The sequence below is a fragment of the Streptomyces sp. cg40 genome (assembly GCF_050320165.1).
In the GTDB taxonomy this organism is placed as follows: domain Bacteria; phylum Actinomycetota; class Actinomycetes; order Streptomycetales; family Streptomycetaceae; genus Streptomyces; species Streptomyces hokutonensis.
Genome location: NZ_CP190128.1, coordinates 5,546,976 through 5,572,784, shown reverse-complemented (window position 1 = coordinate 5,572,784; position 25,809 = coordinate 5,546,976). Strand labels below are relative to the sequence as shown.

At 71.3% G+C, this 25,809-nt stretch carries 25 protein-coding genes; 11 read left to right on the top strand and 14 right to left on the bottom strand.

Features of this window, described 5'->3' with window-relative positions:
* Positions 1-9 precede the first annotated feature (9 nt).
* From ACQHII_RS24825 to ACQHII_RS24810, 4 genes are read left to right on the top strand one after another with little or no spacing between them, the layout of a single operon-like run.
* Positions 10-570, top strand: coding sequence for a hypothetical protein (locus ACQHII_RS24825; protein WP_427921364.1), 561 nt, complete (start codon positions 10-12; stop codon positions 568-570).
* 13 nt (positions 571-583) lie between these two features.
* On the top strand, positions 584-883 hold the full coding sequence (locus tag ACQHII_RS24820) for an RNase A-like domain-containing protein (protein WP_427921363.1): 300 nt from the start codon (positions 584-586) through the stop codon (positions 881-883).
* A gap of 27 nt (positions 884-910) precedes the next feature.
* The gene (locus ACQHII_RS24815; RefSeq protein ID WP_427921362.1) at positions 911-1,588 is read left to right on the top strand and encodes a contact-dependent growth inhibition system immunity protein; all 678 of its coding nucleotides are present in this window, start codon (positions 911-913) and stop codon (positions 1,586-1,588) included.
* A 13-nt stretch (positions 1,589-1,601) separates the two neighbouring features.
* Positions 1,602-2,102 (top strand): hypothetical protein, encoded by a 501-nt coding sequence (locus tag ACQHII_RS24810; RefSeq protein ID WP_427921361.1) that lies wholly within the window; start codon positions 1,602-1,604, stop codon positions 2,100-2,102.
* Positions 2,103-2,172: 70 nt separating this feature from the next.
* Here the strand turns inward: ACQHII_RS24810 and ACQHII_RS24805 are convergent, their stop codons facing one another.
* The 3 genes from ACQHII_RS24805 to pdhA (ACQHII_RS24795) are packed head-to-tail and all read right to left on the bottom strand — an operon-like array spanning position 2,173 to position 5,723.
* A complete protein-coding gene (locus ACQHII_RS24805) occupies positions 2,173-3,561 on the bottom strand; it encodes a dihydrolipoamide acetyltransferase family protein (protein WP_427921360.1) in 1,389 nt (462 codons plus the stop codon).
* Positions 3,562-3,571: 10 nt separating this feature from the next.
* Complete coding sequence (locus ACQHII_RS24800; protein WP_427921359.1) at positions 3,572-4,564, bottom strand: alpha-ketoacid dehydrogenase subunit beta; 993 nt, start codon at positions 4,562-4,564, stop codon at positions 3,572-3,574.
* A gap of 1 nt (position 4,565) precedes the next feature.
* A complete protein-coding gene (gene pdhA / locus ACQHII_RS24795; RefSeq protein ID WP_427921358.1) occupies positions 4,566-5,723 on the bottom strand; it encodes a pyruvate dehydrogenase (acetyl-transferring) E1 component subunit alpha in 1,158 nt (385 codons plus the stop codon).
* Between the two features lie 322 nt (positions 5,724-6,045).
* Between pdhA (ACQHII_RS24795) and ACQHII_RS24790 the strand changes: the two genes are divergently transcribed.
* The 3 genes from ACQHII_RS24790 to ACQHII_RS24780 all read left to right on the top strand — a co-directional run bounded on the left by ACQHII_RS24790 (position 6,046) and on the right by ACQHII_RS24780 (position 8,277).
* Complete coding sequence (locus ACQHII_RS24790; protein WP_427921357.1) at positions 6,046-6,708, top strand: response regulator; 663 nt, start codon at positions 6,046-6,048, stop codon at positions 6,706-6,708.
* 49 nt (positions 6,709-6,757) lie between these two features.
* Positions 6,758-7,159, top strand: coding sequence for a pyridoxamine 5'-phosphate oxidase family protein (locus ACQHII_RS24785; RefSeq protein WP_427921356.1), 402 nt, complete (start codon positions 6,758-6,760; stop codon positions 7,157-7,159).
* A 113-nt stretch (positions 7,160-7,272) separates the two neighbouring features.
* Positions 7,273-8,277, top strand: coding sequence for a phosphotransferase (locus tag ACQHII_RS24780; RefSeq protein ID WP_427921355.1), 1,005 nt, complete (start codon positions 7,273-7,275; stop codon positions 8,275-8,277).
* A gap of 74 nt (positions 8,278-8,351) precedes the next feature.
* Here the strand turns inward: ACQHII_RS24780 and ACQHII_RS24775 are convergent, their stop codons facing one another.
* Positions 8,352-9,932 (bottom strand): protein kinase domain-containing protein, encoded by a 1,581-nt coding sequence (locus ACQHII_RS24775; protein WP_427921354.1) that lies wholly within the window; start codon positions 9,930-9,932, stop codon positions 8,352-8,354.
* 321 nt (positions 9,933-10,253) lie between these two features.
* On the opposite strand from ACQHII_RS24775, the gene ACQHII_RS24770 reads away from it, so the two are divergent.
* Positions 10,254-11,885: a protein kinase domain-containing protein gene (locus ACQHII_RS24770; protein ID WP_427921353.1), complete on the top strand. Its 1,632-nt coding sequence runs from the start codon at positions 10,254-10,256 to the stop codon at positions 11,883-11,885.
* Positions 11,886-11,947: 62 nt separating this feature from the next.
* Here the strand turns inward: ACQHII_RS24770 and ACQHII_RS24765 are convergent, their stop codons facing one another.
* A complete protein-coding gene (locus ACQHII_RS24765; RefSeq protein ID WP_019073519.1) occupies positions 11,948-12,487 on the bottom strand; it encodes a bacterial proteasome activator family protein in 540 nt (179 codons plus the stop codon).
* Between the two features lie 116 nt (positions 12,488-12,603).
* Between ACQHII_RS24765 and ACQHII_RS24760 the strand changes: the two genes are divergently transcribed.
* Positions 12,604-13,185, top strand: coding sequence for a hypothetical protein (locus tag ACQHII_RS24760; protein WP_427921352.1), 582 nt, complete (start codon positions 12,604-12,606; stop codon positions 13,183-13,185).
* A 12-nt stretch (positions 13,186-13,197) separates the two neighbouring features.
* Here the strand turns inward: ACQHII_RS24760 and ACQHII_RS24755 are convergent, their stop codons facing one another.
* From ACQHII_RS24755 to pdhA (ACQHII_RS24725), 7 genes are read right to left on the bottom strand one after another with little or no spacing between them, the layout of a single operon-like run.
* Complete coding sequence (locus ACQHII_RS24755) at positions 13,198-14,178, bottom strand: NAD(P)H-quinone oxidoreductase (protein WP_427921351.1); 981 nt, start codon at positions 14,176-14,178, stop codon at positions 13,198-13,200.
* A 46-nt stretch (positions 14,179-14,224) separates the two neighbouring features.
* Positions 14,225-15,319: a potassium channel family protein gene (locus tag ACQHII_RS24750; protein ID WP_427921350.1), complete on the bottom strand. Its 1,095-nt coding sequence runs from the start codon at positions 15,317-15,319 to the stop codon at positions 14,225-14,227.
* Positions 15,316-16,689 (bottom strand): molybdopterin molybdotransferase MoeA, encoded by a 1,374-nt coding sequence (locus ACQHII_RS24745; RefSeq protein ID WP_427921349.1) that lies wholly within the window; start codon positions 16,687-16,689, stop codon positions 15,316-15,318. The genes ACQHII_RS24750 and ACQHII_RS24745 overlap by 4 nt, the downstream gene beginning before the upstream one ends.
* Complete coding sequence (locus tag ACQHII_RS24740; protein ID WP_427921348.1) at positions 16,686-17,615, bottom strand: NTP transferase domain-containing protein; 930 nt, start codon at positions 17,613-17,615, stop codon at positions 16,686-16,688. The genes ACQHII_RS24745 and ACQHII_RS24740 overlap by 4 nt, the downstream gene beginning before the upstream one ends.
* 54 nt (positions 17,616-17,669) lie before the next feature.
* Complete coding sequence (locus tag ACQHII_RS24735) at positions 17,670-18,983, bottom strand: dihydrolipoamide acetyltransferase family protein (protein WP_427921347.1); 1,314 nt, start codon at positions 18,981-18,983, stop codon at positions 17,670-17,672.
* Entirely contained in the window at positions 18,983-19,987 is a 1,005-nt protein-coding gene (locus tag ACQHII_RS24730; protein WP_427921346.1) for an alpha-ketoacid dehydrogenase subunit beta, read from the bottom strand. Before ACQHII_RS24730 ends, ACQHII_RS24735 begins: the two co-directional genes overlap by 1 nt.
* A complete protein-coding gene (pdhA, locus tag ACQHII_RS24725) occupies positions 19,984-21,120 on the bottom strand; it encodes a pyruvate dehydrogenase (acetyl-transferring) E1 component subunit alpha (RefSeq protein ID WP_427921345.1) in 1,137 nt (378 codons plus the stop codon). Before pdhA (ACQHII_RS24725) ends, ACQHII_RS24730 begins: the two co-directional genes overlap by 4 nt.
* Positions 21,121-21,294: 174 nt before the next feature.
* Here pdhA (ACQHII_RS24725) and ACQHII_RS24720 point away from each other — a divergent pair, with 174 nt between their 5' ends.
* Positions 21,295-21,795 carry an Lrp/AsnC family transcriptional regulator gene (locus ACQHII_RS24720; RefSeq protein WP_427921344.1) on the top strand — a complete coding sequence of 167 codons (501 nt, stop codon included), beginning with the start codon at positions 21,295-21,297 and terminating at the stop codon, positions 21,793-21,795.
* A gap of 38 nt (positions 21,796-21,833) precedes the next feature.
* On the opposite strand, the gene ACQHII_RS24715 is transcribed toward ACQHII_RS24720, so the two are convergent.
* Both ACQHII_RS24715 and ACQHII_RS24710 read right to left on the bottom strand, forming a co-directional pair.
* Positions 21,834-22,424, bottom strand: a complete 591-nt coding sequence (locus ACQHII_RS24715; protein WP_359612912.1) for a TetR/AcrR family transcriptional regulator — start codon at positions 22,422-22,424, stop codon at positions 21,834-21,836.
* Positions 22,421-23,935, bottom strand: coding sequence for a 3-hydroxyacyl-CoA dehydrogenase (locus ACQHII_RS24710; RefSeq protein ID WP_427921343.1), 1,515 nt, complete (start codon positions 23,933-23,935; stop codon positions 22,421-22,423). Before ACQHII_RS24710 ends, ACQHII_RS24715 begins: the two co-directional genes overlap by 4 nt.
* Positions 23,936-24,115: 180 nt before the next feature.
* Between ACQHII_RS24710 and paaN the strand changes: the two genes are divergently transcribed.
* Positions 24,116-25,807, top strand: a complete 1,692-nt coding sequence (gene paaN, locus ACQHII_RS24705; protein ID WP_427921342.1) for a phenylacetic acid degradation protein PaaN — start codon at positions 24,116-24,118, stop codon at positions 25,805-25,807.
* Positions 25,808-25,809 lie beyond the last annotated feature (2 nt).

Here is a 25,809-nt window from a genome sequence, read left to right as displayed (position 1 = left end):
GGACGACAGGTGACCGATTCCGCTTCTTGGGAAGCGGCTCTGCTGGAGCTTTTCGGCGGGGGTTGGACCTTCGCGGCAGCAGGCCCCCGAAAAAATGACGACTGGCGTCGCGATGTATTGTCCGTCATGGCACTCAAGGTGAACGATCCGCGAAAGTGGAGATCCATCAATCTTGCGCCACAGGGGCCAGGCGGTGAGGCGGGTCCAGACGAACCGTTCCTTGTTGACTGGTCTCTCGATGAATTCGAATCACTTCTCTATACGGTAGGGGAACTGTCCGCTTCACAACTGCTCATCGCTCTACAGGGTGAGCACTACCAGGCCTGCAATATTCCGGATTTCGAGAACCGCAGGGAGCGACTTTTCGCCTACTCTGAGGAGATCCTCTCCAGGTTTGGCCCGGAAGCCACTTACTACACCAACGTGGCACAAGCCCGGGAAAACCCGAACGCGGATCTCCTGAACCCAGATTCCGAATGGAATTGCCTTTCCAACTTCACCACCGACTGTGGTGTGATTGTCGTCTCAGGCTCTGAAGTGGGAGTCTTCTGGGCCTTCTTCGAGGACTGAAAGCGATCCACTCATGCGTACCCGCAGTTCCACTTATCCTGACCGCGAGACCGCCCAGTGGGCGACTCAGCAGGTCGTGACCACCAACGAACAGGTCATCCATCGATGGCTGGCCCAGTCCACGCGCCCGCGTCTCACCATCGAGGCATCCTGGCCCTCCCGCCCCGAACCAATCGGACGGGTCCTCCTCCAGGCGATGATGCTGGCCGGACGGGACCCGGTGGACGTCCGCGCGGCCCGGGTGATCCTGAAGCGGGACGCGTCCCGGCCGCACGGCTTCGTCGTACACGCCACGTTCCCCGTCTACCTGTAGCGACCCGATCCGTAGAGGCTGACCACCGTGCCCCTGAGCCCCCTCGAACACGACCGCCGCTACGGCGAGTTGGACCAGGTCATCCGCGCCTACGCCGGTCAGCCGGCCGACGACACCCCGGACAAGCCGAGCGACGCGCTGGTCGCCTACCTCCGCCACACGTGGCACAGCCGCCCCTGGGCCCTCGCCGTTGCCGAACGCCAACTCCGCGAGTACGCCGACAACCCCCCGGGTCGACTCCGCCTGCGCCTCGGCGAGTTCTACGCGATCCCGGACGTCGGCCTCCCCGAATCCGACCTCCAACAGTGGCTGTACTGCCTCGCCGACCACATCAAGCACAGCGTCGAGGAGGGCGAGGTCCCGCCTCCGGCCACTCCCGCCACCCACTGGGAATGGCACGCCCGCTTCCCGGAACTCGGTCAGTTCCTCGGCGGGTGGTTCTCGCAGGACATGCCGGACGAGTTCGACGACCACGACGCGGCGACCGACGACTACCGGGCCTCGACCGACCCGCAGTTGGCCGCCCACCTCGTCGGCGAGCTGTACGAACTCCTCGCCCTGGACCTCGACGAGTCCGACTACGCCCTCGCCGTGGCCGAGTTGGGCATGGAGGTCGACCCGCCGCCGTACTCACCGAGCGGCTGGCTCGCACTGGTCGCCGACCGGCTGACCGTGCCGCGCGCCGACTATGGGCCCTCCGCGTAAGAAAGGAGTCCAAGTGGCTCGGGACAGAGACGAGTTGTCGGTGCTGCTGAAGGGGCTGGCGCACACACCGCGCGTGTACGTCCGGTCGGGGCGGCTGTCTCCGACAAGCGGCGGTGCGAAGGGTGTCCTGGCCGCTATCGCCGCTGAAACGCACATCCTCATAGGGCAGTTGCACCGGAAGGACTGGCAGCAGCACGCCAGTGATCCGGATGGTCCGGCACCCGTCGAGCGGGTCGAAGCGTTGTTGGAGCCCATCGCCCCGGAGAACGCCGCAGCGATGATGGGCCGTCTCGCATCGCAGTGCCTCGTGTGGCCCCAGTTCACGTTCATGGAACGCCCCGAGGCCGATAGGGTTGCGGGCCTCGTGGTGGAACTCCTCGGGCCCGACGCTCTGTGGTGGTCCAACGGCGACGAACACAGTTGGAGCGCCATGTCCGCCTGCACCTTCGACAACCTGGTCGTCGGCGCCGACGGCCACCGCTTCGCCGTACTCATCCAGGTCGGTGAGGACTGAAGCAGACGGGGAACAGGGAGAAGTGGGAGCCGCGCACCCCCACCCAAAGAGACGCGCGGCCCCCGCCCCCCTACCCCCAGGTAATCAACCTCTTCGGCTGCTCCAGAATCGCCGCCACGTCCGCCAGCACCTTCGAGCCCAACTCCCCGTCCACCAGGCGGTGGTCGAAGGACAGGGCCAGGGTCGTGACCTGGCGGGGCTTCACCTTGCCCTTGTGGACCCACGGTTGGAGCTTGATCGTGCCGATCGCGAGGATCGCCGACTCTCCGGGGTTGAGGATCGGGGTGCCGGTGTCGATGCCGAAGACGCCGACGTTGGTGATGGTCACCGTGCCGCCCTGCATCGCCGCGGGGGACGTCTTGCCGTCCCTCGCCGTCGACACCAACTCGCCCAGGGAATCCGCCAGTTGCGGCAGCGTCTTCGCGTGGGCGTCCTTGATGTTCGGCACGATCAGGCCGCGCGGGGTCGCCGCCGCGATGCCCAGGTTGACGTAGTGCTTGAGGACGATCTCCTGCGCGGCGTCGTCCCAGGACGCGTTGACGTCCGGGTTGCGCTTGATCGCGACCAGCAGGGCCTTGGCGATCAGGAGCAACGGGTTCACCCGTCGGCCCTGCATCTCCTTGTCCTGCTTGAGTTCCTCCACCAGCTTCATCGTGCGTGTCACGTCCACCGTCACGAACTCCGTGACATGCGGTGCCGTGAACGCCGAGCCGACCATCGCCGCAGCCGTCGCCTTGCGGACGCCCTTGACCGGGATGCGGGTCTCCCGGGTCGTGTCGTACGTCACGGGGGCAGGCGAAAGGGGGGCCGGCGTCGGCGCCTGCACCGGTTCCGCCGCAGCTACCGGTGCCACCGCCGCGTGCACGTCCTCGCGGGTGATGATGCCGTCCGGGCCCGACGGGGTGACCGTCGCCAGGTCGACGCCCAGGTCCTTCGCCAGCTTGCGCACCGGCGGCTTCGCGAGGGGACGTCGCTCTACGACAGCGATCCCCGCGTGGCCGTTCAGCTCCCCCTGTACGGCGGCCGACGCCTCCTGGGCCGGGATCTCCGCGCCCTTGCGGGGGCGGCGCTTCGTGGCCGACGTGGAGACGCCGTAGCCGACCAGGACCGGTGTGCGGGCGGCCGGCTTCGCCTCCTCCACCGGCTCCGGCTTCGGCTTCGGCTTCGGCTCGGGCGGAGCCTCGGCCGAGGAACCCGCGACCGCCACCGCGATGATGCTCGTGCCCACCGCCACCGTCGTCCCCTCGGGGAAGCGGAGTTCGTGGACCACGCCGTCGTAGGGGATGGGGAGTTCCACCGCCGCCTTGGCCGTCTCGACCTCGCAGACGACCTGGCCGTCGGTGACGGTGTCGCCGGGCTGGACGTACCACTTGAGGATCTCGGCCTCGGTGAGGCCCTCGCCCACGTCCGGCATCTTGAACTCGCGCACGGGCGCTTCAGCTTCAGTCATCGTCGTCACGACCCTCTCCTCAGTACGCCAGAGCGCGGTCGACGGCGTCGAGCACCCGGTCCAGGCTCGGCAGGTACTCCTCCTCCAGGCGGGCCGGCGGGTACGGGGCGTGATAGCCGCCGACCCTGAGGACCGGCGCCTCCAGGTGGTAGAAGCAGCGCTCGGTGATGCGGGCCGCGATCTCGGCGCCGGAGCCGAAGAACACCGGCGCCTCGTGGACCACGACCAGGCGGCGGGTCTTCTCGACCGAGGCCTGGATCGCGTCGAAGTCCAGCGGGGACACCGAGCGCAGGTCCAGGATCTCCAGCGACTTGCCTTCCTCGGCCGCCGCGTCGGCGACCTCCTGGCAGAGCTTCACCATGGGGCCGTAGGCGGCGAGGGTCAGGTCCGTGCCCTCACGGACCACGCGGGCCTTGTGGAGGGGGCCGGGGATCGACTCGGTGTTGACCTCGCCCTTGTCCCAGTAGCGCCGCTTCGGCTCGAAGAAGATCACCGGGTCGTCGCTCTGGATGGCCTGCTGCATCATCCAGTAGGCGTCCGACGCGTTCGACGGGCTGACGATCTTCAGGCCTGCCACGTGGGCGAACAGGGCCTCGGGGGACTCCGAGTGGTGTTCGACCGCGCCGATCCCGCCGCCGTAGGGGATGCGGACGACGATCGGGAGCTTGACCTTGCCCAGGGAGCGGGCGTGCATCTTGGCGAGCTGGGTGACGATCTGGTCGTAGGCCGGGAAGACGAAGCCGTCGAACTGGATCTCCACGACCGGGCGGTAGCCGCGGAGGGCGAGGCCGATGGCGGTGCCTACGATCCCGGATTCGGCGAGGGGTGTGTCTACCACCCTGCTCTCGCCGAAGTCCTTCTGGAGGCCGTCCGTGACGCGGAAGACGCCGCCGAGCTTGCCGACGTCCTCGCCCATGATGAGGACCTTGGGGTCGGACTCCAGGGCGGCGCGCAGCGATTCGTTGATCGCCTTGGCCAGCGGCAGGTTCTTGGTTGTCACGGTGTCCGCCATGTCACTTACCCCCTTCTTCGTCCGCGAACGACGCCTGGTAGGCGGCGAACTGGGCCCTCTCCTCGTCGACGAGCGCGTGCCCGTCCGCGTACACGTGCTCGAAGAGTGCGAACCGGTCCGGGTCCGGCATGGCACGGACCGCTTCGCGCACTCGCCTGCCCAACGCCTCGGATTCGGCTTCGAGTTCCGCGAAAAATCCCTCGTCCGCGTGGTTTGAGGCTTCCAGATACCGGCGCAGCCGCAGGATCGGGTCCTTCGCCTCCCACGACTCGCGCTCCTCGTCGGCCCGGTACTTCGTCGGGTCGTCAGAGGTGGTGTGGGCGCCCATGCGGTACGTGTACGCCTCGACGAGCGTGGGGCCCTCGCCGCTGCGGGCCCGCTCCAGCGCCCACTTGGTGACCGCGAGGCAGGCCAGGACGTCGTTGCCGTCGACGCGGACGCCCGGGAAGCCGTAGCCCTGCGCGCGCTGGTAGAGCGGGACGCGGGTCTGCTTCTCGGTGGGCTCGGAGATGGCCCACTGGTTGTTCTGGCAGAAGAACACGACCGGGGCGTTGTACACCGCCGAGAAGGTGAACGATTCGGCGACGTCGCCCTGGCTGGAGGCGCCGTCCCCGAAGTACGCGACGACGGCGCTGTCGGCGCCGTCCATGGTCACGCCCATCGCGTAGCCGGTGGCGTGCAGGGTCTGCGAGCCGATGACGATCGTGTACAGGTGGAAGTTGTTGACGGTGGGGTCCCAGCCGCCGTGGTTGACGCCCCGGAACATGCCCAGCAGGTTGGTCGGGTCGACCCCGCGGCACCAGGCGACGCCGTGCTCGCGGTAGGTCGGGAAGACGTAGTCGTCCTCGCGGGTGGCCCGTCCGGAGCCGATCTGGGCGGCCTCCTGGCCGAGCAGCGAGGCCCACAGGCCCAGCTCGCCCTGGCGCTGGAGGGCGGTGGCCTCGGCGTCGAAGCGGCGGGTGAGCACCATGTCGCGGTACAGGCCGCGGAGCTCATCGGGGGTGATGCCGGCGACGTACTTGTCGTACGGGGCGGTCTTCGCGTTCTTGACTCGCTTGCCCTCGGGCGTCAGCAGCTGGACGAGGTCCGGGTCGGCGCCCTTGGCCTTGCTTCCGGCGCTGCGTCGCGGCTTGCGCGTGGCAGTGCTCTCCACGGTCAACGTGTGCTCCTCCGTCGGTCCGGCTCCCCGGGTTCGCCGGGTGCCAGTGCGGCTCACCTGCGCCCCACGGACGCACAGGGTGGGTGCGGTTCGTCGGGAGCAGGCGTGACAGGTGCCCCGGCGAGCGCCCTGCAACAGGCACGTTACCCAGTGCTCCACAATTCTGTGAAACCCCTCCTGACCTGCGATTTTGCTTGGATTTCCAAGTAAATCGGCAAAGTCGGGAACAAGTCCTGGTCACAGCCTTGCAGGGGGCCGGAACAACGGCACGTTATCCCGGTCACCTCGGGCACGGGAAGAGGCCGCGTGTGAGACTTGCGGCGTGCGCGAAGACGGAAAAATCAGTGTTTTTCTCCTCGATGACCATGAAGTGGTACGCAGAGGTGTCCACGAGTTGCTCTCCGTGGAGGACGACATCGAGGTGGTCGGCGAGGCCGGCACGGCGGCGGACGCCCTGGCGCGGATCCCGGCCGTGCGCCCCGACGTGGCGATTCTCGACGTACGGCTCCCGGACGGCAGCGGGGTCGAGGTGTGCAGGGAGATCCGCGCGCGGGACGACTCGGTCAAGTGCCTGATGCTGACCTCGTACGCGGACGACGAGGCCCTGTTCGACGCGATCATGGCGGGTGCCTCCGGATACGTGCTGAAGGCCATCCGGGGGAACGAACTGCTGAGTGCCGTACGGGACGTCGCGGCCGGGAGGTCGCTGCTGGACCCGGTGGCGACCGCCCGGGTCCTGGAGCGGCTGCGCAACGGCGGCGCCGAGCCTGACGACGGATTCGACGCGCTCACCGACCAGGAGCGCAGGATCCTCGACCTGATCGGGGAGGGGCTCACCAACAGGGCGATCGGCGAGCGGCTGCACCTCGCGGAGAAGACCATCAAGAACTACGTGTCGAGTCTGCTTTCCAAACTCGGTATGGAGCGGCGCTCGCAGGCGGCGGCCTACGTGGCGCGCAGACAGGCCGAGCGGCGGCGCGATTAGGGACCAAAGACCTCTCCCCCGGGAGGCCGGATCCGCCGACAGTGGTCACATGCCCGAGGACGCACAGCCGGCCATGGCCCTGCTCGCCCGCACCGACCACGGCAGGGTGGCGACCACCTTGCGGGCGCTGCCCTTCCTCGCCCTGGCCGGCCACATCGTCCAGGACGGCCGGCTGCTGCTGCGCATGCCCAGGAGCCACGGCCACCACCACGCGTGCGTGGGCAGCGTCGTCGCCTACGGGGCCGACAACCTGGACTCGGCCGAACCGGGCGAGGAGCTGTGGTCCGTGCAGGTGATCGGCACGTGCGAGCCGTACGAGCCGACGGCCGACCAGATCGAACGTTTCGGCCCGGCCCGGGACGCGATGGTGTACCTGCGCATCGAGCCGCGGCTCGGCACCGTGCACCCGGTGGACGGCGGCCTGGAACGGCGCTTCGGGCCCACCCTGTGACCGAAAGCGACCATCGACGACCGACCGGTGACTTTCTGTGACAAACCGCAGCTCACAGGCTCGCTCCGTGCTCTAGCATCGGCCGCGTGCCGCCCTTACGTGTACCACCCCCCGTGCCCCACGCGCCCCCGCTGAGCGCCCTCCTGAGCCAGTACGCGGCCGGGTCCGCCGTCGCCTGCGAACCCGTCGAGCAGGGCCTCCTGAACCGCGGCTACCGGCTCCGCACCACCCGGGGCCGCTACTTCCTCAAGCACCACTTCGACCCCGAGACCGCGGACCCGGCGGCGATCGCCCGCCAGCACGCCGCGACCCGGCGCCTCGCCGACCTCGGCGTCCCCGTCGCCCCGCCGCTGCCCGACCGCGACGGCCGCACGGTCGCCGTCGTGGGCGGTCACGCCTACGCCCTGCACCCCTGGATCGACGGCCGCCACCGCCACGGCGGCCAGCTGACCACCGTCCAGTGCGGCCGCCTCGGCGCGCTGCTGGGGGTCGTCCACGCGAGCCTGGAGCAGGTGATGCCGGGACAGCGCGCGGAGTGCCTGCCGGGCGCCGACCCCGCCGACACCTTCGCCCTCATCGACGACCTGCTCGGGCACGTCCGCAGGCACCGGCCCGCCGACGCCTTCGACGAACTGGCCCGGCACCGGCTGCTGGAACGGCGGGAGCTGCTGGAGCGGCACGCGGACCGGCGGCCACCGCGCGGGGCGTCCGTGGGGTGGGTGCACGGCGACTTCCACCCGTTCAACCTGCTCTACAAGGGCGACGCCCCCGCCGCGATCGTCGACTGGGACCGCCTCGGCGTCCAGCCCCGCGCCGAGGAGGCCGTACGCGCCGCCGCGATCTTCTTCGTACGGCCCGACGGGACGCTCGACCTGCCGAAGGTGCGGGCGTACGCGCACGCGTACCGGCGGGCCGCGCGGGCCACGCCCTCCGAACTCGCCGCCGCCGTGCACCGGGTGTGGTGGGAGCGGCTCAACGACTTCTGGATGCTGCGCTGGCACTACGAACGCGGCGACACCCGCGCGGACCCCCAGTTCCCGGCGGCCTCCGCGCTCGCCGTGTGGTGGACGCGGGAGTACGACGCGGTGTGCGGGGCCTTCACGGAGTACGCCCCCTAGGACCGCGGAAAACGGCACGCGCGCGTGGACCCCTGTTTACGGGGCCCACGCGCGCGTGTCGACGTGCGGGGAGGTCAGCCGCCGCCGAGGGCGCCGGCGACGGTGCCGGTACCGCCGTCGGCACCGGGGTCGCCCGAGTCCGTCGGATCCGCCGAGGTGCTCTCGGTCGGGGTGTCCGACGGCTCCGTGGCGGACGGGGTCGGGGTGCTCGACGGCTTCTCGGTGGCCGTCTCCGACGGCGTGTACGAGGGCGTGCTCGACGGTGTGTAGCCCGAGCCTGAACTCGTGCCGCTGTCGTCCGTCTCCGTGTCCGAGGGCGTGGCCGACGCCTCGTCGCTCGGCGTCTCGCTGGACGTGTCGTCGGTCGCGGACTGCGAGGTCGTGGGCGACTGCGAGGTGCCCGAACCGCCGGTGCCGTTACCGGTGTTGTTCATGGCCAGCGCCACGCCCGCCGCGATGGCGATCACCGCGAGCACGGCGAGGATCCACAGCTTGCCCCGGCCGCTGCCGTGGTTGCCGTGCCCCTCGAAGCCGCCGTCGTCGCCGTTGCCGTAGCCGCCCGGCAGGATCGGCTGCGGGATCTGCGCGGTGCCGGAGGCGTCCTGCGGCATCATCGCCGTGCCGGCGAAGCCTCCCGGCGGGGTCCCCTGCGCGTTGGCCACCGTCACCGGGCCGGTGTTCCAGGTGCCGGTGTGGCCGCCCTGGTCGTAGAGCATCTGAAGGCCGTACTGGACCAGCCCGCGCATCTCCTCGGCCGTCTGGAAACGGTCGTCCGGGTCCTTGGCGAGCGAGCGCATGACGAGGCCGTCGAGCTCCGGCGGGCACACGCCGTTCGACGTCTGGGACGGCGGGACGGGGATGTCCTGGACGTGCTGGTAGACCACCGACAGCGGGGTCTCGCCGGTGAACGGGGGCCGCAGCGCGAGGAGTTCGTAGAGGAGGCAGCCCGTCGCGTACAGGTCGGAGCGGTGGTCGACGGCCTTGCCGAGCGCCTGCTCCGGGGAGAGGTACTGGGGCGTGCCCATGACCATGCCGGTCTGCGTCATCGTCGTGGACGCCCCGTGCAGGGCGCGCGCGATGCCGAAGTCCATGACCTTGACGGCGCCGTTGTGCGTGATGATCACGTTCGCGGGCTTGATGTCGCGGTGCACGATGCCGTGCTGGTGCGAGTAGGCGAGCGCCTCCAGGACGCCGGAGACGATGATCAGGGCCTGCTCGGGCCCGGGCGCCTCGGCGTTGAGGAGCAGGTCGCGGATCGTGCGCCCCTCGACGATCTCCATGACGATGTAGGGCACGGACTGGGCGCCGCCCGCGCCGTAGCCGCCCGTGGACACCGTGTCCTCGCCGGAGTCGTACACGGCGACGATCGCGTGGTGGTTGAGCCCGGCCACCGACTGCGCCTCACGCGTGAAGCGGGCCTTGGAGGTCGGGTCCTCGGCGAGGTCGGAGCGGAGCAGTTTGACCGCGACCGTGCGCCCGAGCCGGACGTCCTCGGCCGCGAAGACCTCGGCCATACCGCCCCGGCCCAGTCTGTGGGTGAGCCGGTACCGGCCGTCGCCGACCAGTCCGCCGTTGCCCCACAGTTCCGGTGCGTCCGACATTCCGCCGCCAGCCGCCTCGGGGTCGGACGGGCCCTGAGCGTGCTGCTGTGCCATCAGTCCTCGCCGTCGTTTCTGCCCGCGGTGCGCGCGGTGTTGTCACGGTCTCCGTCGGCCACGCTACAGGCTCGGCGCAAGCCGCCGTTCCGGGATCAGTGCCGGAATCGTCCTGAGACGGACCGGCCATCAAATCGGTACCACGCGCCGTCGTGCAAATTCTGTGTACCGCCGGTACAGCACCTGTAACGCTTCCACGACTCTTCTTTCGCGTACGGTCACGGAACGGGCACCGCGCTTGACGTGTCAGTGCCCTCCGGCAGACTTGGCCGGGAATGGCACATTCGATCACTGAGCCGGCGCCGATGGGGGACACGGAACATGAGCCAGGACGGCCCACACGGCCGGTACACGGGCCGCGCGCTGGCGGGTGGCCGGTACCAGCTGCGCGACCTGCTCGGCGAGGGCGGCATGGCCTCGGTGCACCTCGCCTACGACTCGGTGCTCGACCGCCAGGTCGCGATCAAGACACTCCACACCGAGCTCGGCCGTGAGCAGGCCTTCCGCGAGCGCTTCCGCCGCGAGGCCCAGGCCGTGGCCAAGCTCACGCACACCAACATCGTCTCCGTCTTCGACACCGGCGAGGACGCGCTCGACGGCTCGACGATGCCGTACATCGTCATGGAGTACGTCGAGGGCCGCCCGCTGGGTTCCGTACTCGACGAGGACGTACGGCAGTTCGGCGCGATGCCCGCCGACAAGGCGCTGAAGATCACCGCGGACGTGCTGGCGGCGCTGGACATCAGCCACGAGATGGGCCTGGTCCACCGGGACATCAAGCCGGGCAACGTGATGATGACCAAGCGCGGTGTCGTGAAGGTCATGGACTTCGGCATCGCCCGCGCCATGCAGTCCGGGGTCACCTCGATGACGCAGACCGGCATGGTCGTCGGCACCCCGCAGTACCTCTCCCCGGAGCAGGCGCTCGGCCGGGGCGTGGACGCGCGCAGCGACCTGTACTCGGTCGGCATCATGCTGTTCCAACTGGTCACCGGGCGGCTCCCGTTCGACGCGGACTCGCCGCTGGCCATCGCGTACGCGCATGTCCAGGAGGAGCCGGTCGCCCCCTCCTCGATCAACCGTTCGCTGCCGCCGGCCGTGGACGCGCTGGTCGCCCGCGCGCTGAAGAAGAACCCGAACGAGCGCTTCCCGAACGCCGAGTCCATGCGCGAGGAGTGTCTGCGCGTGGCGTCCTCGCTGCACGCGGCGGCCCCGAGCATCGTGCCGGGCGCGCCCGCGCAGAGCGGCTCCGGCGTCGGTTCCGCGGTGTTCCCGCCGGTCGACCAGGCCGCCCCGGCACCCGGCCCCGTACAGACGCCGTACCACCCGGGCCCGTACCACCACGGCACTCCGGCGCCCACGCCGCCCTCGCCCGCCTACGGCTATCCGCAGCAGCCGGGCTATCAGACGCCGGCCTCGGTCGGGTTCGGGCAGCAGGGCATCTCGACCCCGCCGCCGTACAACCTGAACCCGCAGCACCCGACGCCCGCTCCCGGGGGAGGCGGCCGAAGCAACAAGCCGGTCGTCATCGGCGCGATCGTCGTCGCCCTCATCGCGATCGGCTCGCTGATCGCGGCCCTGGCGAACGCCGGCAGCAGCTCGGACGACCGGGGCGGCAGCGGCGGCTCCAGCGCGAGCAGTTCGGTGACGGCCGTGGAGGGCCACCGCGACGGCGACACCTCGAAGACGATCGAGACGACCGCGTGCACGGAGCCGGAGGAGTCGTACAACGACTCCACCAAGATCCAGGTCCCGGACTTCCAGTTCAAGTACATCTCGTCGGTCAAGTCCTGCCTCCAGGCCGCGGGCTGGAAGGTGAAGATCAAGTACGAGGACGAGAACACCTACGGCCAGGGCACGGTCATGGACCAGTTCCCGGCGGCCGACACGGACGTGGACCCCAAGGACATGCCCCAGATCCAGCTGGGCGTCTCGACGGGCAACCCGTCCTGACCCCGTGACGCGGAAAGGCCCGGCAGCGGTCGCTGCCGGGCCCTTTGAACATGTGGGGGTGTCTACAGGTACGGGCCGCCCACCCGGCCCCCGCCCGGCTGGCCCTCCTCGCCGCCGTCACCGACACCCGGCGGCAGCGCCCGGCGCATCTGCTCCAGCTGCGCCCGCGCGGCCATCTGCTGGGCGAACAGCGTGGTCTGGATCCCGTGGAAGAGTCCCTCCAGCCAGCCCACCAACTGCGCCTGCGCGATACGGAGTTCCGCGTCGCTCGGGATCGCCGTGTCCGTGAAGGGCAGCGAGAGCCGCTCCAGCTCCTCGACCAGCTCCGGCGCCAGACCGTCCTCCAGCTCCTTCACCGAGCTGGCGTGGATCTCCTTGAGCCGCACCCGGCTCGCCTCGTCGAGGGGGGCGGCACGCACCTCCTCCAGGAGCTGCTTGATCATGCTGCCGATCCGCATGACCTTGGCGGGCTGTTCCACCATCTCCGTCACCGGGATCTCGCGGGAGTCCTCGTCCCCGGTGCCACCGAGCGCCATCCCGTCCTGGCCCACGACCAGGATCTGAGGCTTCTCCGGTGACCTTTCGTTCCTCGGCATCTCCATGCCGCCATTCTCTCGCACCCGTACACCTCACCACCGTGGTGCCCCCCTCGTAAGGTGATCCACCGTTTGCCCGAACCTGGAATGCCGGGAAACCCGCCCGATGTGACGCTTGTCCCGTGACTCCATGGCTGCGCACCACGGGACTGCTGCTTGTGCTGGGCACGGGCGCGACGGTGAATCCGTACGGGGGTGTTCCGGCGTACGGGACGGAAGGCACTGGCGGTGCGCCCGCGTCCGGCGCCGCCCATGCCCCTGCTTCTCCCTCGGCCTCCGCTCCGAGGCCCGCTTCGGGTGCCGACCACCACGATCAGGCCCCCGCTCTCGGACCCGCTCACCCCTCCGCCGAGCCCTCGCGCGCCGGAAGCCAGGCCGGTGCAGGGCGGGAACGGCCGGGGCGGACGGCTCAGCCGAGCGCCGAGGAGGACGAAAACGGCGGTGCCGACGAGGAGGCGGCCGAGCCGGCGGCGGACGAGGACGGCGCTTCGGCCGTTCCGACGCCCGCCGACTCCGCGTCACCGTCACAGGAAGCGGCCGTCACGCCGTCCGCGCCACCGCTCCAGCCCGTGCACCGGACCGTCACCCACGCCGAGGACCCCACCGAGCCCGTCCTGCGGATCCTCCCGCTGGGCAGCGGCCTGATCCTCATCGGGCTCGGCCTGGGCCTGGCCTTCATCGGTCTCCGGGTCCGCCGGAGTTAGAACCTGTCGGGCCTACGGCGCGACGAGCAGCACCTTTCCGATGTGCCCGCTGTCCTCGACCACCTGGTGCGCTGCCGCCGCCTCGCTCATGGGCAGCTCCCGGTCGACGACCGGACGGACCTGGCCGGAGGCGATCAGCGGCCACACATGCTCGCGTACGGCGGCGACGATGGCCGCCTTCTCGCCGAGCGGCCGGGCCCGCAGCGAGGTCGCGCTGATCGCGGCCCGCTTGCCGAGGAGGGCCGCGATGTTGAGTTCGGCCTTGATGCCGCCCTGGAGCCCGATGATCGCGAGCCGCCCGTTGACGGCGAGGGCCTGGACATTGCGGTCCAGGTACTTGGCGCCCATGTTGTCGAGGATGACGTCGGCGCCCGCACCGCCCGTGGCCCGCGCGACCTCGGCGACGAAGTCCTGCTCGCGGTAGTTGACGAGGACGTCCGCGCCCAGCTCGGCGCAGTAGTCCAGCTTCTCCTTGGTGCCGGCCGTGACGGCGACCTTCGCGCCGACCGCCTTGCCGAGCTGGATCGCCATGGTGCCGATCCCGCTGGAGCCGCCGTGCACGAGGAGGGTCTCGGCGGGGCGGAGGTGGGCGACCATGAACACGTTCGACCAGACCGTGCAGACCACCTCGGGCAGCGCGGCGGCCTGCTTGAGATCGACGCCCTGCGGCACCGGCAGCAGCTGCCCGGCCGGTACGGCGACCTTCTCGGCATAGCCGCCGCCCGCGAGCAGCGCGCACACCTCGTCGCCGACCGACCATCCGGAGACCCCGGGGCCGACCTCGGCGATCCGGCCGGAGCATTCGAGGCCGGGGTAGCGGGACGCGCCGGGCGGCGGGTCGTAGAAACCCTGGCGCTGCATGATGTCGGCGCGGTTGACGGCGGTGGCCACCACCTCGACCAGGACCTCGCCCTCGCCGGCCACCGGATCGGGGACCTCGTCCCACACCAGCGCCTCGGGCCCACCAGGTTCGGAAATCGTGATCGCATGCATGCGCCCGACGCTACTCCTCGTCACACGGCGGAACGCCGAGGGTCGATCACTCCGGCAGCGGCCGGGCGTCCGGCGCGACCTGCGAACCCGGTGAGACCCGCACGATCGTGATCAGCCGGTCCGTCAGCTGAAGCGTCCCGATCGACGGGTCGTCGTAACCGAGCACCCGGTGCCCGCGTACGACGCTCACCACCAGGTCGTCCGTCTCGCGGGGCGTCTTGCCCACCTCGGCCTTTATGACCGGGCGTTCGGTCATGTCGAGCCCGCTGCCCTGCTGGATGAGGTCCTCCATGACCATGCCGGCGGCGGGGCTGAGCACGGACAGGCCGAGCAGCCGGCCGGCCGCGCTGGCACTGGTGATGACGGCGTCGGCGCCGGACTGCTTGAGCAGCGGCGCGTTCTCCTCCTCGCGCACGGCGGCCACGATCTTCGCACCGCGGTTGAGCTGCCGAGCCGTGAGGGTCACCAGCACGGCCGTGTCGTCGCGCTGGGTCGCGATGATGATCTGCCGCGCCTTGTGCACCTCGGCACGCTTCAGGACCTCGCTGCGGGTGGCGTCCCCGACGACCCCGACGTACCCGTCACTGCTCGCGGCCTCGATCGCCTTCGCACTGGGGTCGACCACGACGACCTGTTCCTTCTTCAGCCCCGTCGCGCACACGGTCTGGATCGCCGACCGCCCCTTCGTACCGAAGCCGACGACGACGGTGTGATCCCGCAACGCGGACCTCCAGCGGTTCAAACGCCATTCCTCCCGGGTGCGCTCGGTGAGGACTTCCAGGGTGGTGCCGACCAGGACGATCAGGAACAGCACGCGCAGGGGTGTGACGACGAGGATGTTGGTGAGCCGGGCGCCGTCGCTGACCGGGGTGATGTCGCCGTAGCCCGTGGTTGAGAGGGTGACCGTGGCGTAGTACAGGGCGTCGAGGAAGTCGACCGAGCCGTCCGAGTTGTCGTTGTAGCCGTCGCGGTCGGCATAGACGATCAGCGCGGTCGCGGCCAGCAGGAACAGTGCGATGGACAGCCGTTTGGCGACCTGCTGGAAGGGGTGCTCGACCACTTTCTTCGGGAGTTTCACCCGATGGGTCACGAGATGTTCGTCCGCCTGGCGGGCGATCGCATCATGGCCCGGCTGTTTCACGTGAAACACACCCCGATTCCCGCGACCGCCCACGGCAGATCGATGAGTTCCACCTGTTGCCCCTGCCGCGCCCCACCCGGCGGTACGACCACGAGCGCGTCGGCCGCCGCGATCCCGCGCAGCATGGCCGGGCCGTTGTAGTGCAGCGGGATCGCGGAGTCGCCGCGCAGCACGGCGGGGATGAGCCGGGTGTCGTACGGGTGCCCGTGCACCGCTTCCTGGAGGGGCAGCGCGTACGGCTCCGGGGCCGGGTGCGCCGACAGGGTCCGCAGCAGCGGTTCGGCGAGGGTGAGCAGGCCGGAGATCGCGGCGAGGGGGTTGCCGGGCAGGCCCACGAGGTGCTGGTCGTCCTTGATGCGGGCCAGCAGCATGGGGTGGCCGGGGCGCACCTTGACGCCGTCCACGAGGAGTTCGGCGCCGAGCCGGCTCAGGGCGGGGTGGACGTGGTCGACCGGGCCGGAGGCGGTGCCGCCGGTGGTGAGGACGAGGTCGGCGGTGCTGGCCGAGATCGCCTTGTGCAGCGTCTTCTCGTCGTCGCGGAGCCGGCGGACCGCGGTGACCTCGGCGCCGAGTCCGCGCAGCCAGGACGGCAGCATCGGGCCGAGCGCGTCCCGGATGAGCCCGTCGTGGGGCAGCCCTTCGGTGAGCAACTCGTCGCCCAGGATGAGGACTTCGACCCGGGGCCGGGGTACGGCGGTGAGCGTGTCGTAGCCGGCGGCCGCGGCGAGGCCGAGCACCGCGGGGGTCACCAGGGTGCCGCCGGGCAGGAGGTGGTCGCCGCTGCGGCACTCCTGGCCGCGCGGGCGGATGTCCTGGCCGTGTCCGACCTCCCGGGCCGCGTGCAGCCGGCCCTTGTCGTCGGTGCGGCCGTGTTCGCTGCGGATGACGGCGGTGGTGTCGGCGGGGACCCGGGCTCCGGTCGCGATCCGCACGGCCTCGCCGTCGCTGAGCGGCTCCGACTCCGCGTGTCCGGCGAGCACCCCGTCCTCGCGTACGGCCCAGGGGCCGGGGCCCGCGACCGCCCAGCCGTCCATCGCGGAGGTGTCGAACGAGGGCAGGTCGCTCAGGGCGACAAGCGGCGCGGCCAGGACCAGGCCGAGGGCCGCGTCGAGGGGCACGGAGACGGGGGCGCGGTGGCCGCCGGAGCGGGCGGCGCGCGCGGCGACGGCACGGGCCTGGGGCCACGGAGTGGCCTTGTGCTGACGGGTGTCCGGCTTGCGGGGCGCGCCGGAGGCCTGGGAGGTCGGCGGGGGCTCGGCGTGTCCGCCGGTGCCGGCTTCGTTCACGAGGGCGAGTACCTCCTCGACGTCGAGGTCCTCGACATCCTGGGTGTGCTCGCCGGCGTGCGTGTGCGTGCCGCGCGCGGTCATCCGGCGGCGTCCGGACCGGGAGCGTCGGACGGGGTCTCCGGCTTGGCGCCGGGCCCGGTCCCGGGGGTGTCCTCGTCGGCCCAGCGCAGCGCGAGGGCGGCGGCCTTGCGGGCCGCCTCGGCCACGGCTTCGGGGCCGCCCTTGCCCTGCGCCGCCGCGTAGCCGACCAGGAAGGTGGTCAGCGGGGCGGCGGGCCTGGCCACTCCGTGGGCCGCGTCGCGGGCGAGGTCGAGCAGGATGCCGGTGTCGACGTCCAGGTCGATGCCCAGTTCGTCCTTGACTGCGGAAATCCATTCATCCAACACGTGCCCATGCTCCCTGATGCGTGCCCTGGCGATGGCGAGGTCGTCCCAGGTGTCGCAGTCGAAGGACGCGACGGGGTCGGGGACGCGGGTGAGATCGAGCGCGGCGGTGAGGCGGCGCAGGGGCAGCCCGGTGAGGCCGCCGTGTTCGGAGGTGAGTGCGGTCAGCTCGCGGCGGAGCGCCTGCGCGCGGTACGCGGCGACGAGTGGCTGGTCGCGCCCGTCGGCGTCGGTGAGCAGCGCGCCCTCGGTGCCGTCGGCCCGCAGGGCGGTCAACAGCCGCCGTACGGTTGCCGGTTCGAGGAACGGCAGGTCGGCGGAGAGGACCACGACGGTGTCGGCCGTGGTGTGGCGCAGACCGGCGTCGAGCGCGGCGACCGGGCCCGCGCCGGGCGGGTCCTCGCGGGCCCAGCACACCGGCCGGGGCGTGGGCCGGGGGTCGGCCACCACGACGGTGGTCCGGGCGTCGGCGCAGGCGGTGAGCACCCGGTCGAGCAGGGCCCGGCCGCCCACGCGCAGCCCGGGTTTGTCGGCACCGCCGAGCCGCCGGGCGGCGCCACCGGCGAGCACGACGGCGTCGTACGCGTCGCCGGGCGCTGAGTCGGGGGGCTCGTACGCGGTCACCCCCCGAGTATGCGGGCCGCCCTGATCACAGGGAACTTGTGCGGGCTTCCGTGATCACACGTTGCGCAGCAGCACCGCCGGTTGTTCCACACAGTCCGCCACATACCGTAGGAAACCGCCCGCGGCGCCGCCGTCGCAGACCCGGTGGTCGAAGGTGAGCGAGAGCTGCACGACCTGGCGGACCGCCAACTCGCCCTCGTGCACCCACGGTTTGGGGACGATCCGGCCGACGCCGAGCATCGCCGCCTCGGGGTGGTTGATGATCGGCGTGGAACCGTCGACGCCGAACACCCCGTAGTTGTTCAGCGTGAAGGTCCCGCCGGTGAGGTCCCCCGGGGTCAGCGTCCCGGTCCGGGCCGCCTCGGTGAGCCGGGCGAACTCCGCGCTCAGCACCTCCGCGTCCCGGGCGCCCGCGTCCCGTACGACGGGGACGACGAGCCCGCGCTCGGTCTGCGCGGCGAACCCGAGGTGCACCCGGTCGAACCGGACGATCTCCCGCGCCTCCATGTCCACGCTGGCGTTGAGCTCGGGGAACCGGGCCAGCGCGGCCGTGCAGATCCGGGCGAGCAGGGCCAGTACGGAGATCCTGGGCCCGACGGCGGCGTTCATGGCCGCTCGGGCGCGCATCAGCTCGGTCGCGTCGGCGTCCACCCAGCAGGTCGCGTCGGGGATCTCGCGGCGGCTGCGGGAGAGCTTGTCGGCCACGGCGCCCCGGATGCCGCGGAGGGGGATGCGTGTCCCGTCGGGGGTCGCGTGGACCGTGGCCGGGGGCAGGAGCGTCGCTTCCTGGGCGATCGCCTCCTGGGCCGCCGCCGCGCGGAGTGCCTTCTCGACGTCCGCCCGCAGGATCAGCCCGTCCCGGCCGGAACCCGTCAACTCCCGCAGTTCCAGGCCGTTCTCACGCGCGAGCCGGCGTACGAGGGGCGAGATGACGGGTACGGGAGCGTCGCCACGGCCGCCGGTCCCGGCGGCGGGGGCGGGTGCGGGGGCGTCCGCCACCGAGGTCACGACGTCCGCCGCCATTCGCCGGACCCTGCGCCGCCGCGCGGGAGGCGCTCCCGTGCCGTAGCCCACCAGGACGTTCCCCGAGCCCTCGGTCGCCGCGGCGGTGTCGGCGGCCGGTGCGCCCACCGCGACCGTCAACAGCGGTGCGCCTACGGGCAGTTCGGTGCCCTCCTCGCCGTAGCGGGCCGTGACGACGCCGCCGTAGGGGCAGGGGACCTCGACCATCGCCTTGGCCGTCTCGACCTCGACGACCGGCTGGTCGATGGCGACGACGTCGCCGACCTGGACCAGCCAGCGCACGATCTCCGCCTCGGTGAGGCCCTCGCCGAGGTCGGGGAGCTTGAACTCCAGTACCTGTGCCATCAGTTGTCGGCCTCCCATTGCAGCCGTCCCACGGCGTCCAGGATCCGGTCGACGCCGGGCAGGTGGTGCCGCTCCAGCATCGGCGGCGGATACGGGATGTCGAACCCGGCGACGCGCAGCACCGGTGCCTCCAGGTGGTGGAAGCAGCGCTCCGTGACGCGGGCCGCGATCTCGCCGCCCGGGCCGCCGTAGCCGCCCGACTCGTGCACGACGAGGGCGCGGCCGGTGCGCCGTACGGACGCGCAGACCGTCTCGTCGTCGAAGGGCACCAGGGAGCGCAGGTCGACGACTTCGAGGTCCCAGCCCTCGGTCCGGGCCGCCTCGGCGGCTTCGAGGCAGACGGGGAGGGAGGGGCCGTAGGTGATGAGCGTGGCGCTGCTGCCGGAGCGGCGGACGACCGCGCGGCCGACCGGGCCGACGGGGGTCGGCTCGTCGGGGTTCCAGGTGTCCTTCGACCAGTACAGGCGCTTGGGCTCCAGGAAGACGACCGGGTCGTCGGAGGCGATGGCGGCGCGGAGCAGGCCGTAGGCGTCGGCGACCGTGGCGGGGGTGACGACATGGAGGCCGGGGGTCGCCATGTAGTAGGCCTCGGAGGAGTCGCTGTGGTGCTCGACGCCGCCGATGCCGCCGCCGTAGGGGACGCGGACGGTGATCGGGAGGGGCATGGCGCCGCGGGTGCGGTTGCGCATGCGGGAGACGTGGCTGATCAGTTGCTCGAAGGCCGGGTAGGCGAAGGCGTCGAACTGCATCTCGACGACCGGGCGCAGGCCGTACATCGCCATGCCGACGGCCGTGCCGAGGATGCCGGCCTCGGCGAGGGGGGTGTCCGTGCAGCGGTCCTCGCCGAACTCCTTCGCGAGGCCGTCGGTGACGCGGAAGACTCCGCCGAGGGTGCCGACGTCCTCGCCCATGACGTGCACGGTGGGGTCCGCCGCCATCGCGTCGCGGAGTGCGCGCGTGAGGGCCTGCGCCATGGTGGCCGGTTTGAGGGCGACGGTGGTCATGAGTGCGTCCCCTCCCGCTCGGCCGCGAGCTCGGCCGCCAACTGGTCGCGCTGTTCGCGCAGTTGGGGGGTGGGTTCGGCGTACACGTCGGCGAACAGGTCCATGGGGTCGAGCACCGGGTCCTGGTTCATGTGGGCGCGCAGCTCGGCAGCCATGGCCTCGGCCGCGTCGCGGGCGGCCCGGATACCGGCCTCGTCGATGAGCCCGCGCTCGGTCAGCTCGTGCTCCAGAAGGGCGATCGGGTCGTGCGCGCGCCAGGCCTCGACCTCGGTCTCGCCGCGGTAGCGGGTCGCGTCGTCGGCGTTGGTGTGGGCCTCGATGCGGTAGGTGATCGCCTCGACGAGCGTGGGACCACCGCCCTCGCGCGCGTGCCGTACGGCTTCACCGAGGACCTGGTGCACGGCGACCGCGTCGTTGCCGTCGACCAGGCGGCCGGGCATGCCGTAGCCGACGGCCTTGTGGGCCAGCGACGGGGCCGCGGTCTGCTTGGCGAGGGGGACGGAGATCGCGAAGCCGTTGTTCTGGACCAGGAAGACGACCGGGGCCTGCCAGACGGCGGCGAAGTTCAGCGCCTCGTGGAAGTCGCCCTCGCTGGTGCCGCCGTCGCCGACCATGGCGAGCGCGACCACGTCGTCGCCCTTGAGGCGGGCCGCGTGGGCGAGCCCGACTGCGTGCGGGAGCTGGGTGGCGAGCGGGGTGGAGAGGGGGGCGATGCGGTGCTCGCGCGGGTCGTAGCCGGTGTGCCAGTCGCCGCGCAGCAGGGTGAGGGCCTGCACGGGGTCGAGGCCGCGGGCTACGGCGGCGAGGGTGTCGCGGTAGCTGGGGAAGAGCCAGTCCTGCTCCTGGAGGACCAGCGCGGCGGCGACCTCGCAGGCCTCCTGGCCGGTGGTGGAGGGGTACACGGCGAGCCGGCCCTGCTTGGTGAGGGCGGTGGCCTGCGCGTTGTACCGGCGGCCGGACACCAGCTGGGCGTACAGGCGGCGCAGCAGCCCGGGGTCGGCCTGCGCGGCGGCCTCGGTGCCGAGGACCCGGTAGGGCACGGCGTCGGGCAGCAGGGGCGCGGGGTCCGTGCGCGGCTGCCAGGCGGGCGGCGGTGTGGGCCGGTACGCGCCCCGCTGCTCCATGACCGTCATGACGGCACCTCCTCGTGGGAGTGGCTCGGAGAGGCGCCTCGGACGTGCGGCGCCTCCCTACCGATTGTTCGGTCGTCGGCACATTTTGGCTACACGCGGCTCCAGGCTGTGGACAAACGGTTCTCCACAACCTCAAATGAACGCAGTACGTCCATGGTAGGGAGGCGGGGGGACATGGCACCTGAACAAATGGCCGACGGCCCGGAGGCGGGACGCGAGCTGCCGCCCCCGCGTCCGCTCGACGCCATCGATCAGGACATCCTCCAGATGCTCCAGGCGGACGGCCGCGCGTCGATAAGGTCCGTCGCCGAACGGGTGCACGTCTCGCGCGCCAACGCCTACGCGCGGATCAACCGGCTCATCGAGGACGGCGTCATCCGCGGCTTCGGCGCCCGGGTCGACCATGAACGCGCGGGTCAGGGCACGTCGGCGTACATCACCCTGAAGATCGTGCAGAACTCCTGGCGCACGGTCCGCGAGCAGCTGAGGCTGCTGCCGGGCGCCTCGCACATCGCGCTGGTGGGCGGCGACTTCGACGTCCTGCTGCTGGTGCACACCCCGGACAACAGGGCGCTGCGCGAGCTGGTGCTCACCCGGCTCCAGGCCATCCCCGAGGTGCTGAGTTCGCGCACCCTGCTGGTGTTCGAGGAGGAGGACCTGGAACCGCAGGGCTGACCCGGCCCGAGGTCCGGCGCGGGCCCGCCGGCTTCGGCTCAGTGCGGGGCGCGCAGCCCGGCGAACACCAACTGGGCCACCGCGTCGGCCACTTCGCGCTCGCCCATGCCGCGTCCGTCGGGCCGGTACCACTCCACGATGGAGTTGATCATCCCGAAGACGAGCCGGGTCGCGAGCCGCACCTCCACGTCCCCGCGCAGGTCGCCGTCGGCCGCCGCGGCCTTCAGCAGGTCGGCCACCCGGTGGTCGAAGTCCCGGCGCCGCTCCAGCGCCCACCGCTCGGTGTCGGTGTTGCCGCGCACCCGCAGCAGCAGCGTCACGTACGGCAGCTCGGAGGTCAGCACCTCGACCATCCGCCGCACGACGTACTCCAGCCGCTCGACGGCACGCCCCACGCGCGCGTGCTCCTCGTCGAGGATCCCGAAGAGACCGTCCAGGGCGCGGCTGACCGCGCGGCGCAGCAGCTCCTCCTTGCCCGTGACGTGGTGGTAGATCGACGACTTGGAGATGCCGGCCGCCTTGGCGAGGTGCTCCATGGAGGTGCCGTCGTAGCCGCGCTCGATGAAGACCTGGACGGCGACGGAGAGCAGGCTCTCGGGGGTGTACGTGTCGCGCTTGGCGGTCGTCATGGGGTGCCCTCCCGCTTCTCGGTGGCGTACGCGTGGCGGTAGAGCGCCAGGGACGGCGCGTACCGTCCCGACGGGTCACGCAGGTGCAGGTCGTCCAGGAGGTCGTAGGCCCAGCTGCGGCCGAGCCTGCGGCTCCATTCGAACGGACCCAGGGGGTAGTTGACACCAAGCCGCATCGCGGTGTCGATGTCCTCCTCGGTGGCGACGCCCTTGGCGACGGCGTCGTGCGCCAGGTCGACGATCCGGGCGACCGTGCGGGCGACGATCATCCCGGGGGCGTCCCCGATGACGCTGACGTCCTTGCCGAGCGCCTGGAAGAGGCCGATCGCCTCGGAGAGGGTCCCCGAGGCGGTGTCCTGGGAGGCGGACAGGGCGATGCGGCCGGCCCTGCGGTAGTCGAGGGCGAGGTCGAAGTAGACGACGTCGCGGAACTCGACGGAGGTCTGTCCGTCGGCGAGCGCCAGCTGTCCGCCGCCGGGCAGCACCATGCGGGTGCCGTGGTCCTCTTCCTCCTCGCGGACCACGATGCCCGCCTCGCGGATCAGCGCGACCAGGTCGGCCGCGGGGCCCATGTCGCCCTCGACGACGACGTAGGCGGGCGGCTGGGCCGGTTCCGCGGTGTGCGGCTCGGGCAGCTCGGCGTCGGCCCCGTGGTCGTACCAGCCCTGTCCGGTCTTGCGGCCGAGGCGGCCGGACTCGACCAGGCGGCGCTGGGCGAGCGAGGGCGCGAAGCGCACGTCCTGGAAGAAGGACTGCCACACGGAGTGCGTGACGGACTCGTTGACGTCCTGGCCGATGAGGTCGGTCAGTTCGAAGGCGCCCATTTTGAAGCCGCCGGACTCGCGCAGGATCGCGTCGATGGTGGCCGGGTCGGCGGCCTGTGCCTCGTAGGCCGCGAACGCCTCGGCGTAGAAGGGCCGGGCGATGCGGTTGACGATGAAGCCGGGGGTGTCCGCGCAGGCGACCGGGGTCTTGCCCCAGGCGCGGGACATCTCGTACGCGCGCGTGGCCGACGTGACGTCGGTGGCGAACCCGGAGACGACCTCGACGAGCGGCAGCAGCGGGGCCGGGTTGAAGAAGTGCAGGCCCACGAAGCGGCCGGGGTTGCGCAGGGCGGCGCCGATGGCCGTCACCGACAGGGACGAGGTGTTGGTGGCGAGCAGACAGTCCTCGCCGACGACGTCCTCCAGGTCGCGCATCAGCTGCTGTTTGACGTCCAGCCGCTCCAGCACGGCCTCGACGACCAGGGTGCAGTCCGCGAGCTCGGCGAGGGTCTCGGCGGGCAGCAGCCGGGCGTGTGCGGCGTCCCGGTCGGCGGCGGTGAACCGGTCCTTCTCGACGAGGCGGTCGAGCCGGGCGCGGATCGCGTCGGTCGCGTCCCGGGCCCGCCCCGGAACGGTGTCGTACAGCCGTACGACGTGACCCGCGGTCAGCGCGACCTGGGCGATGCCCTGGCCCATGGTGCCGGTGCCGACGACGGCCACGGGGCTGCTGAGGTCCAGTGCTGTCATGTCCGCGATCCTCCCGCACGGGGTTTTCCACAGATGCGGCGGACCCCCTTGTCCCGACCGATCGTTCGGTTACTCTAACTCTGACCGCCTGTTCCCGCCCCTGATCCTTTCCCTGTTCCCACCCAGGTCATGAACTCGCAGACGAGTTGACGAGTTCTTGAGAAGAGGAGTTGGTCCCGCATGGCCGCCGAACCGACCGCGCACGAGCTGATCGCCCGGCACCGGCCGACACTCGACCAGGCGCTCGAAGCGATCCGCACACGCGCGTACTGGTCCCCCCACCCGGAACACCCCAAGGCCTACGGCGAGCACGGCAGCCTGGACGCGGCGGCGGGCAAGGCCGCCTTCGACGCCCTCCTGGGCACCCGCCTCGACCTCGGCCAGCCCGGCACGGACGACTGGGTGGGCGGCGAAGTGTCGCCCTACGGCATCGAGCTGGGCGTGACGTACCCGCACGCCGACCTCGACGTCCTGCTGCCGGCCATGCGCGCCGGACAGCGGGCTTGGCGGGACGCGGGCGCGGAGACCCGTGCGGTGGTCTCCATCGAGATCCTCAAGCGGATCGGCGACCGGACGCACGAGTTCGCCCACGCGGTCATGCACACCAGCGGCCAGGCCTTCATGATGGCGTTCCAGGCGGGCGGCCCGCACGCCCAGGACCGCGGCCTGGAGGCGGTGGCGTACGCGTACGCGGAGCAGGTCCGCACGCCCGCCGTCGCCGAGTGGACCAAGCCCCAGGGCAAGCGCGACCCGCTCGTCATGAACAAGCAGTTCACGCCGGTCCCGCGCGGCACCGCCCTGGTCATCGGCTGCAACACCTTCCCGACGTGGAACGGCTATCCGGGCCTGTTCGCCTCCCTCGCCACCGGCAACGCGGTCCTGGTGAAGCCCCACCCGCGCGCGGTACTGCCGCTCGCGCTCACGGTCCGGATCGCCCGCGAGGTCCTCACCGAGGCCGGCTTCGACCCGAACCTCGTGGCCCTCGCCGCCGAACGTCCCGGTGAGGGCATCGCCAAGACGCTCGCCACGCGCCCCGAGATCCGGATCATCGACTACACGGGCTCGACCGGCTTCGGCGACTGGCTGGAGGCCAACGCCCGCCAGGCGCAGGTCTACACGGAGAAGGCCGGCGTCAACACGGTCGTCGTCGAGTCGACCGACGACTACAAGGGCATGCTGTCCAACCTCGCGTTCTCCCTGTCCCTGTACAGCGGCCAGATGTGCACCACCCCGCAGAACCTCCTGATCCCCCGCGACGGCATCACCACCGACCAGGGGCCCAAGTCCTACGACGAGGTCGTCGCCGACCTCGCCCGCGCGGTGGACGGTCTCCTGGGCGACGACGCGCGCGCGAACGGGCTGCTCGGCGCGATCGTCAACCCGGACGTGAAGGCCCGGCTGGAGGCGGCCGCCTCCCTCGGTGAAGTCGCCCTCGCCTCACGGGAGATCGCGAACCCGGAGTTCCCCGACGCGGTCGTGCGGACACCGGTGATCGTGAAGCTGGACGGGGCCAAGCCGGACGACGAGGCCGCGTACATGAGCGAGTGCTTCGGGCCCGTCTCCTTCGCCGTCGCGGTCGACTCGGCGTCCGACGCGGTGGAGTTGCTGCGGCGGACGGTGCGGGAGAAGGGGGCGATGACGGTCGGGGCGTACACCACGGACGAGGGTGTCGAGAAGGCCGTCGAGGAGGTCTGCCTTGAGGAGGCCGCCCAGTTGTCGCTGAATCTGACCAGTGGGGTGTTCGTCAATCAGACGGCCGCGTTCTCGGACTTCCACGGTTCGGGTGGCAACCCGGCGGCGAACGCGGCCCTGTGCGATGGGGCGTTTGTCGCCAATCGGTTCCGGGTTGTCGAGGTGCGTCGGGACGCCTGAGA

Coding starts and splice junctions, on each gene's coding strand:
- ACQHII_RS24710 (WP_427921343.1), bottom strand. CDS start 23,935: ATGACAGCACTGGACCTCAGCAGCCCCGTGGCCGTCGTCGGCACCGGC.
- ACQHII_RS24770 (WP_427921353.1), top strand. CDS start 10,254: ATGAGCCAGGACGGCCCACACGGCCGGTACACGGGCCGCGCGCTGGCG.
- ACQHII_RS24715 (WP_359612912.1), bottom strand. CDS start 22,424: ATGACGACCGCCAAGCGCGACACGTACACCCCCGAGAGCCTGCTCTCC.
- ACQHII_RS24735 (WP_427921347.1), bottom strand. CDS start 18,983: ATGGCACAGGTACTGGAGTTCAAGCTCCCCGACCTCGGCGAGGGCCTC.
- ACQHII_RS24755 (WP_427921351.1), bottom strand. CDS start 14,178: ATGCATGCGATCACGATTTCCGAACCTGGTGGGCCCGAGGCGCTGGTG.
- paaN (WP_427921342.1), top strand. CDS start 24,116: ATGGCCGCCGAACCGACCGCGCACGAGCTGATCGCCCGGCACCGGCCG.
- ACQHII_RS24765 (WP_019073519.1), bottom strand. CDS start 12,487: ATGGAGATGCCGAGGAACGAAAGGTCACCGGAGAAGCCTCAGATCCTG.
- ACQHII_RS24745 (WP_427921349.1), bottom strand. CDS start 16,689: ATGACCGCGCGCGGCACGCACACGCACGCCGGCGAGCACACCCAGGAT.
- ACQHII_RS24820 (WP_427921363.1), top strand. CDS start 584: ATGCGTACCCGCAGTTCCACTTATCCTGACCGCGAGACCGCCCAGTGG.
- ACQHII_RS24730 (WP_427921346.1), bottom strand. CDS start 19,987: ATGACCACCGTCGCCCTCAAACCGGCCACCATGGCGCAGGCCCTCACG.
- ACQHII_RS24720 (WP_427921344.1), top strand. CDS start 21,295: ATGGCACCTGAACAAATGGCCGACGGCCCGGAGGCGGGACGCGAGCTG.
- pdhA (WP_427921345.1), bottom strand. CDS start 21,120: ATGACGGTCATGGAGCAGCGGGGCGCGTACCGGCCCACACCGCCGCCC.
- ACQHII_RS24785 (WP_427921356.1), top strand. CDS start 6,758: ATGCCCGAGGACGCACAGCCGGCCATGGCCCTGCTCGCCCGCACCGAC.
- ACQHII_RS24775 (WP_427921354.1), bottom strand. CDS start 9,932: ATGGCACAGCAGCACGCTCAGGGCCCGTCCGACCCCGAGGCGGCTGGC.
- ACQHII_RS24800 (WP_427921359.1), bottom strand. CDS start 4,564: ATGGCGGACACCGTGACAACCAAGAACCTGCCGCTGGCCAAGGCGATC.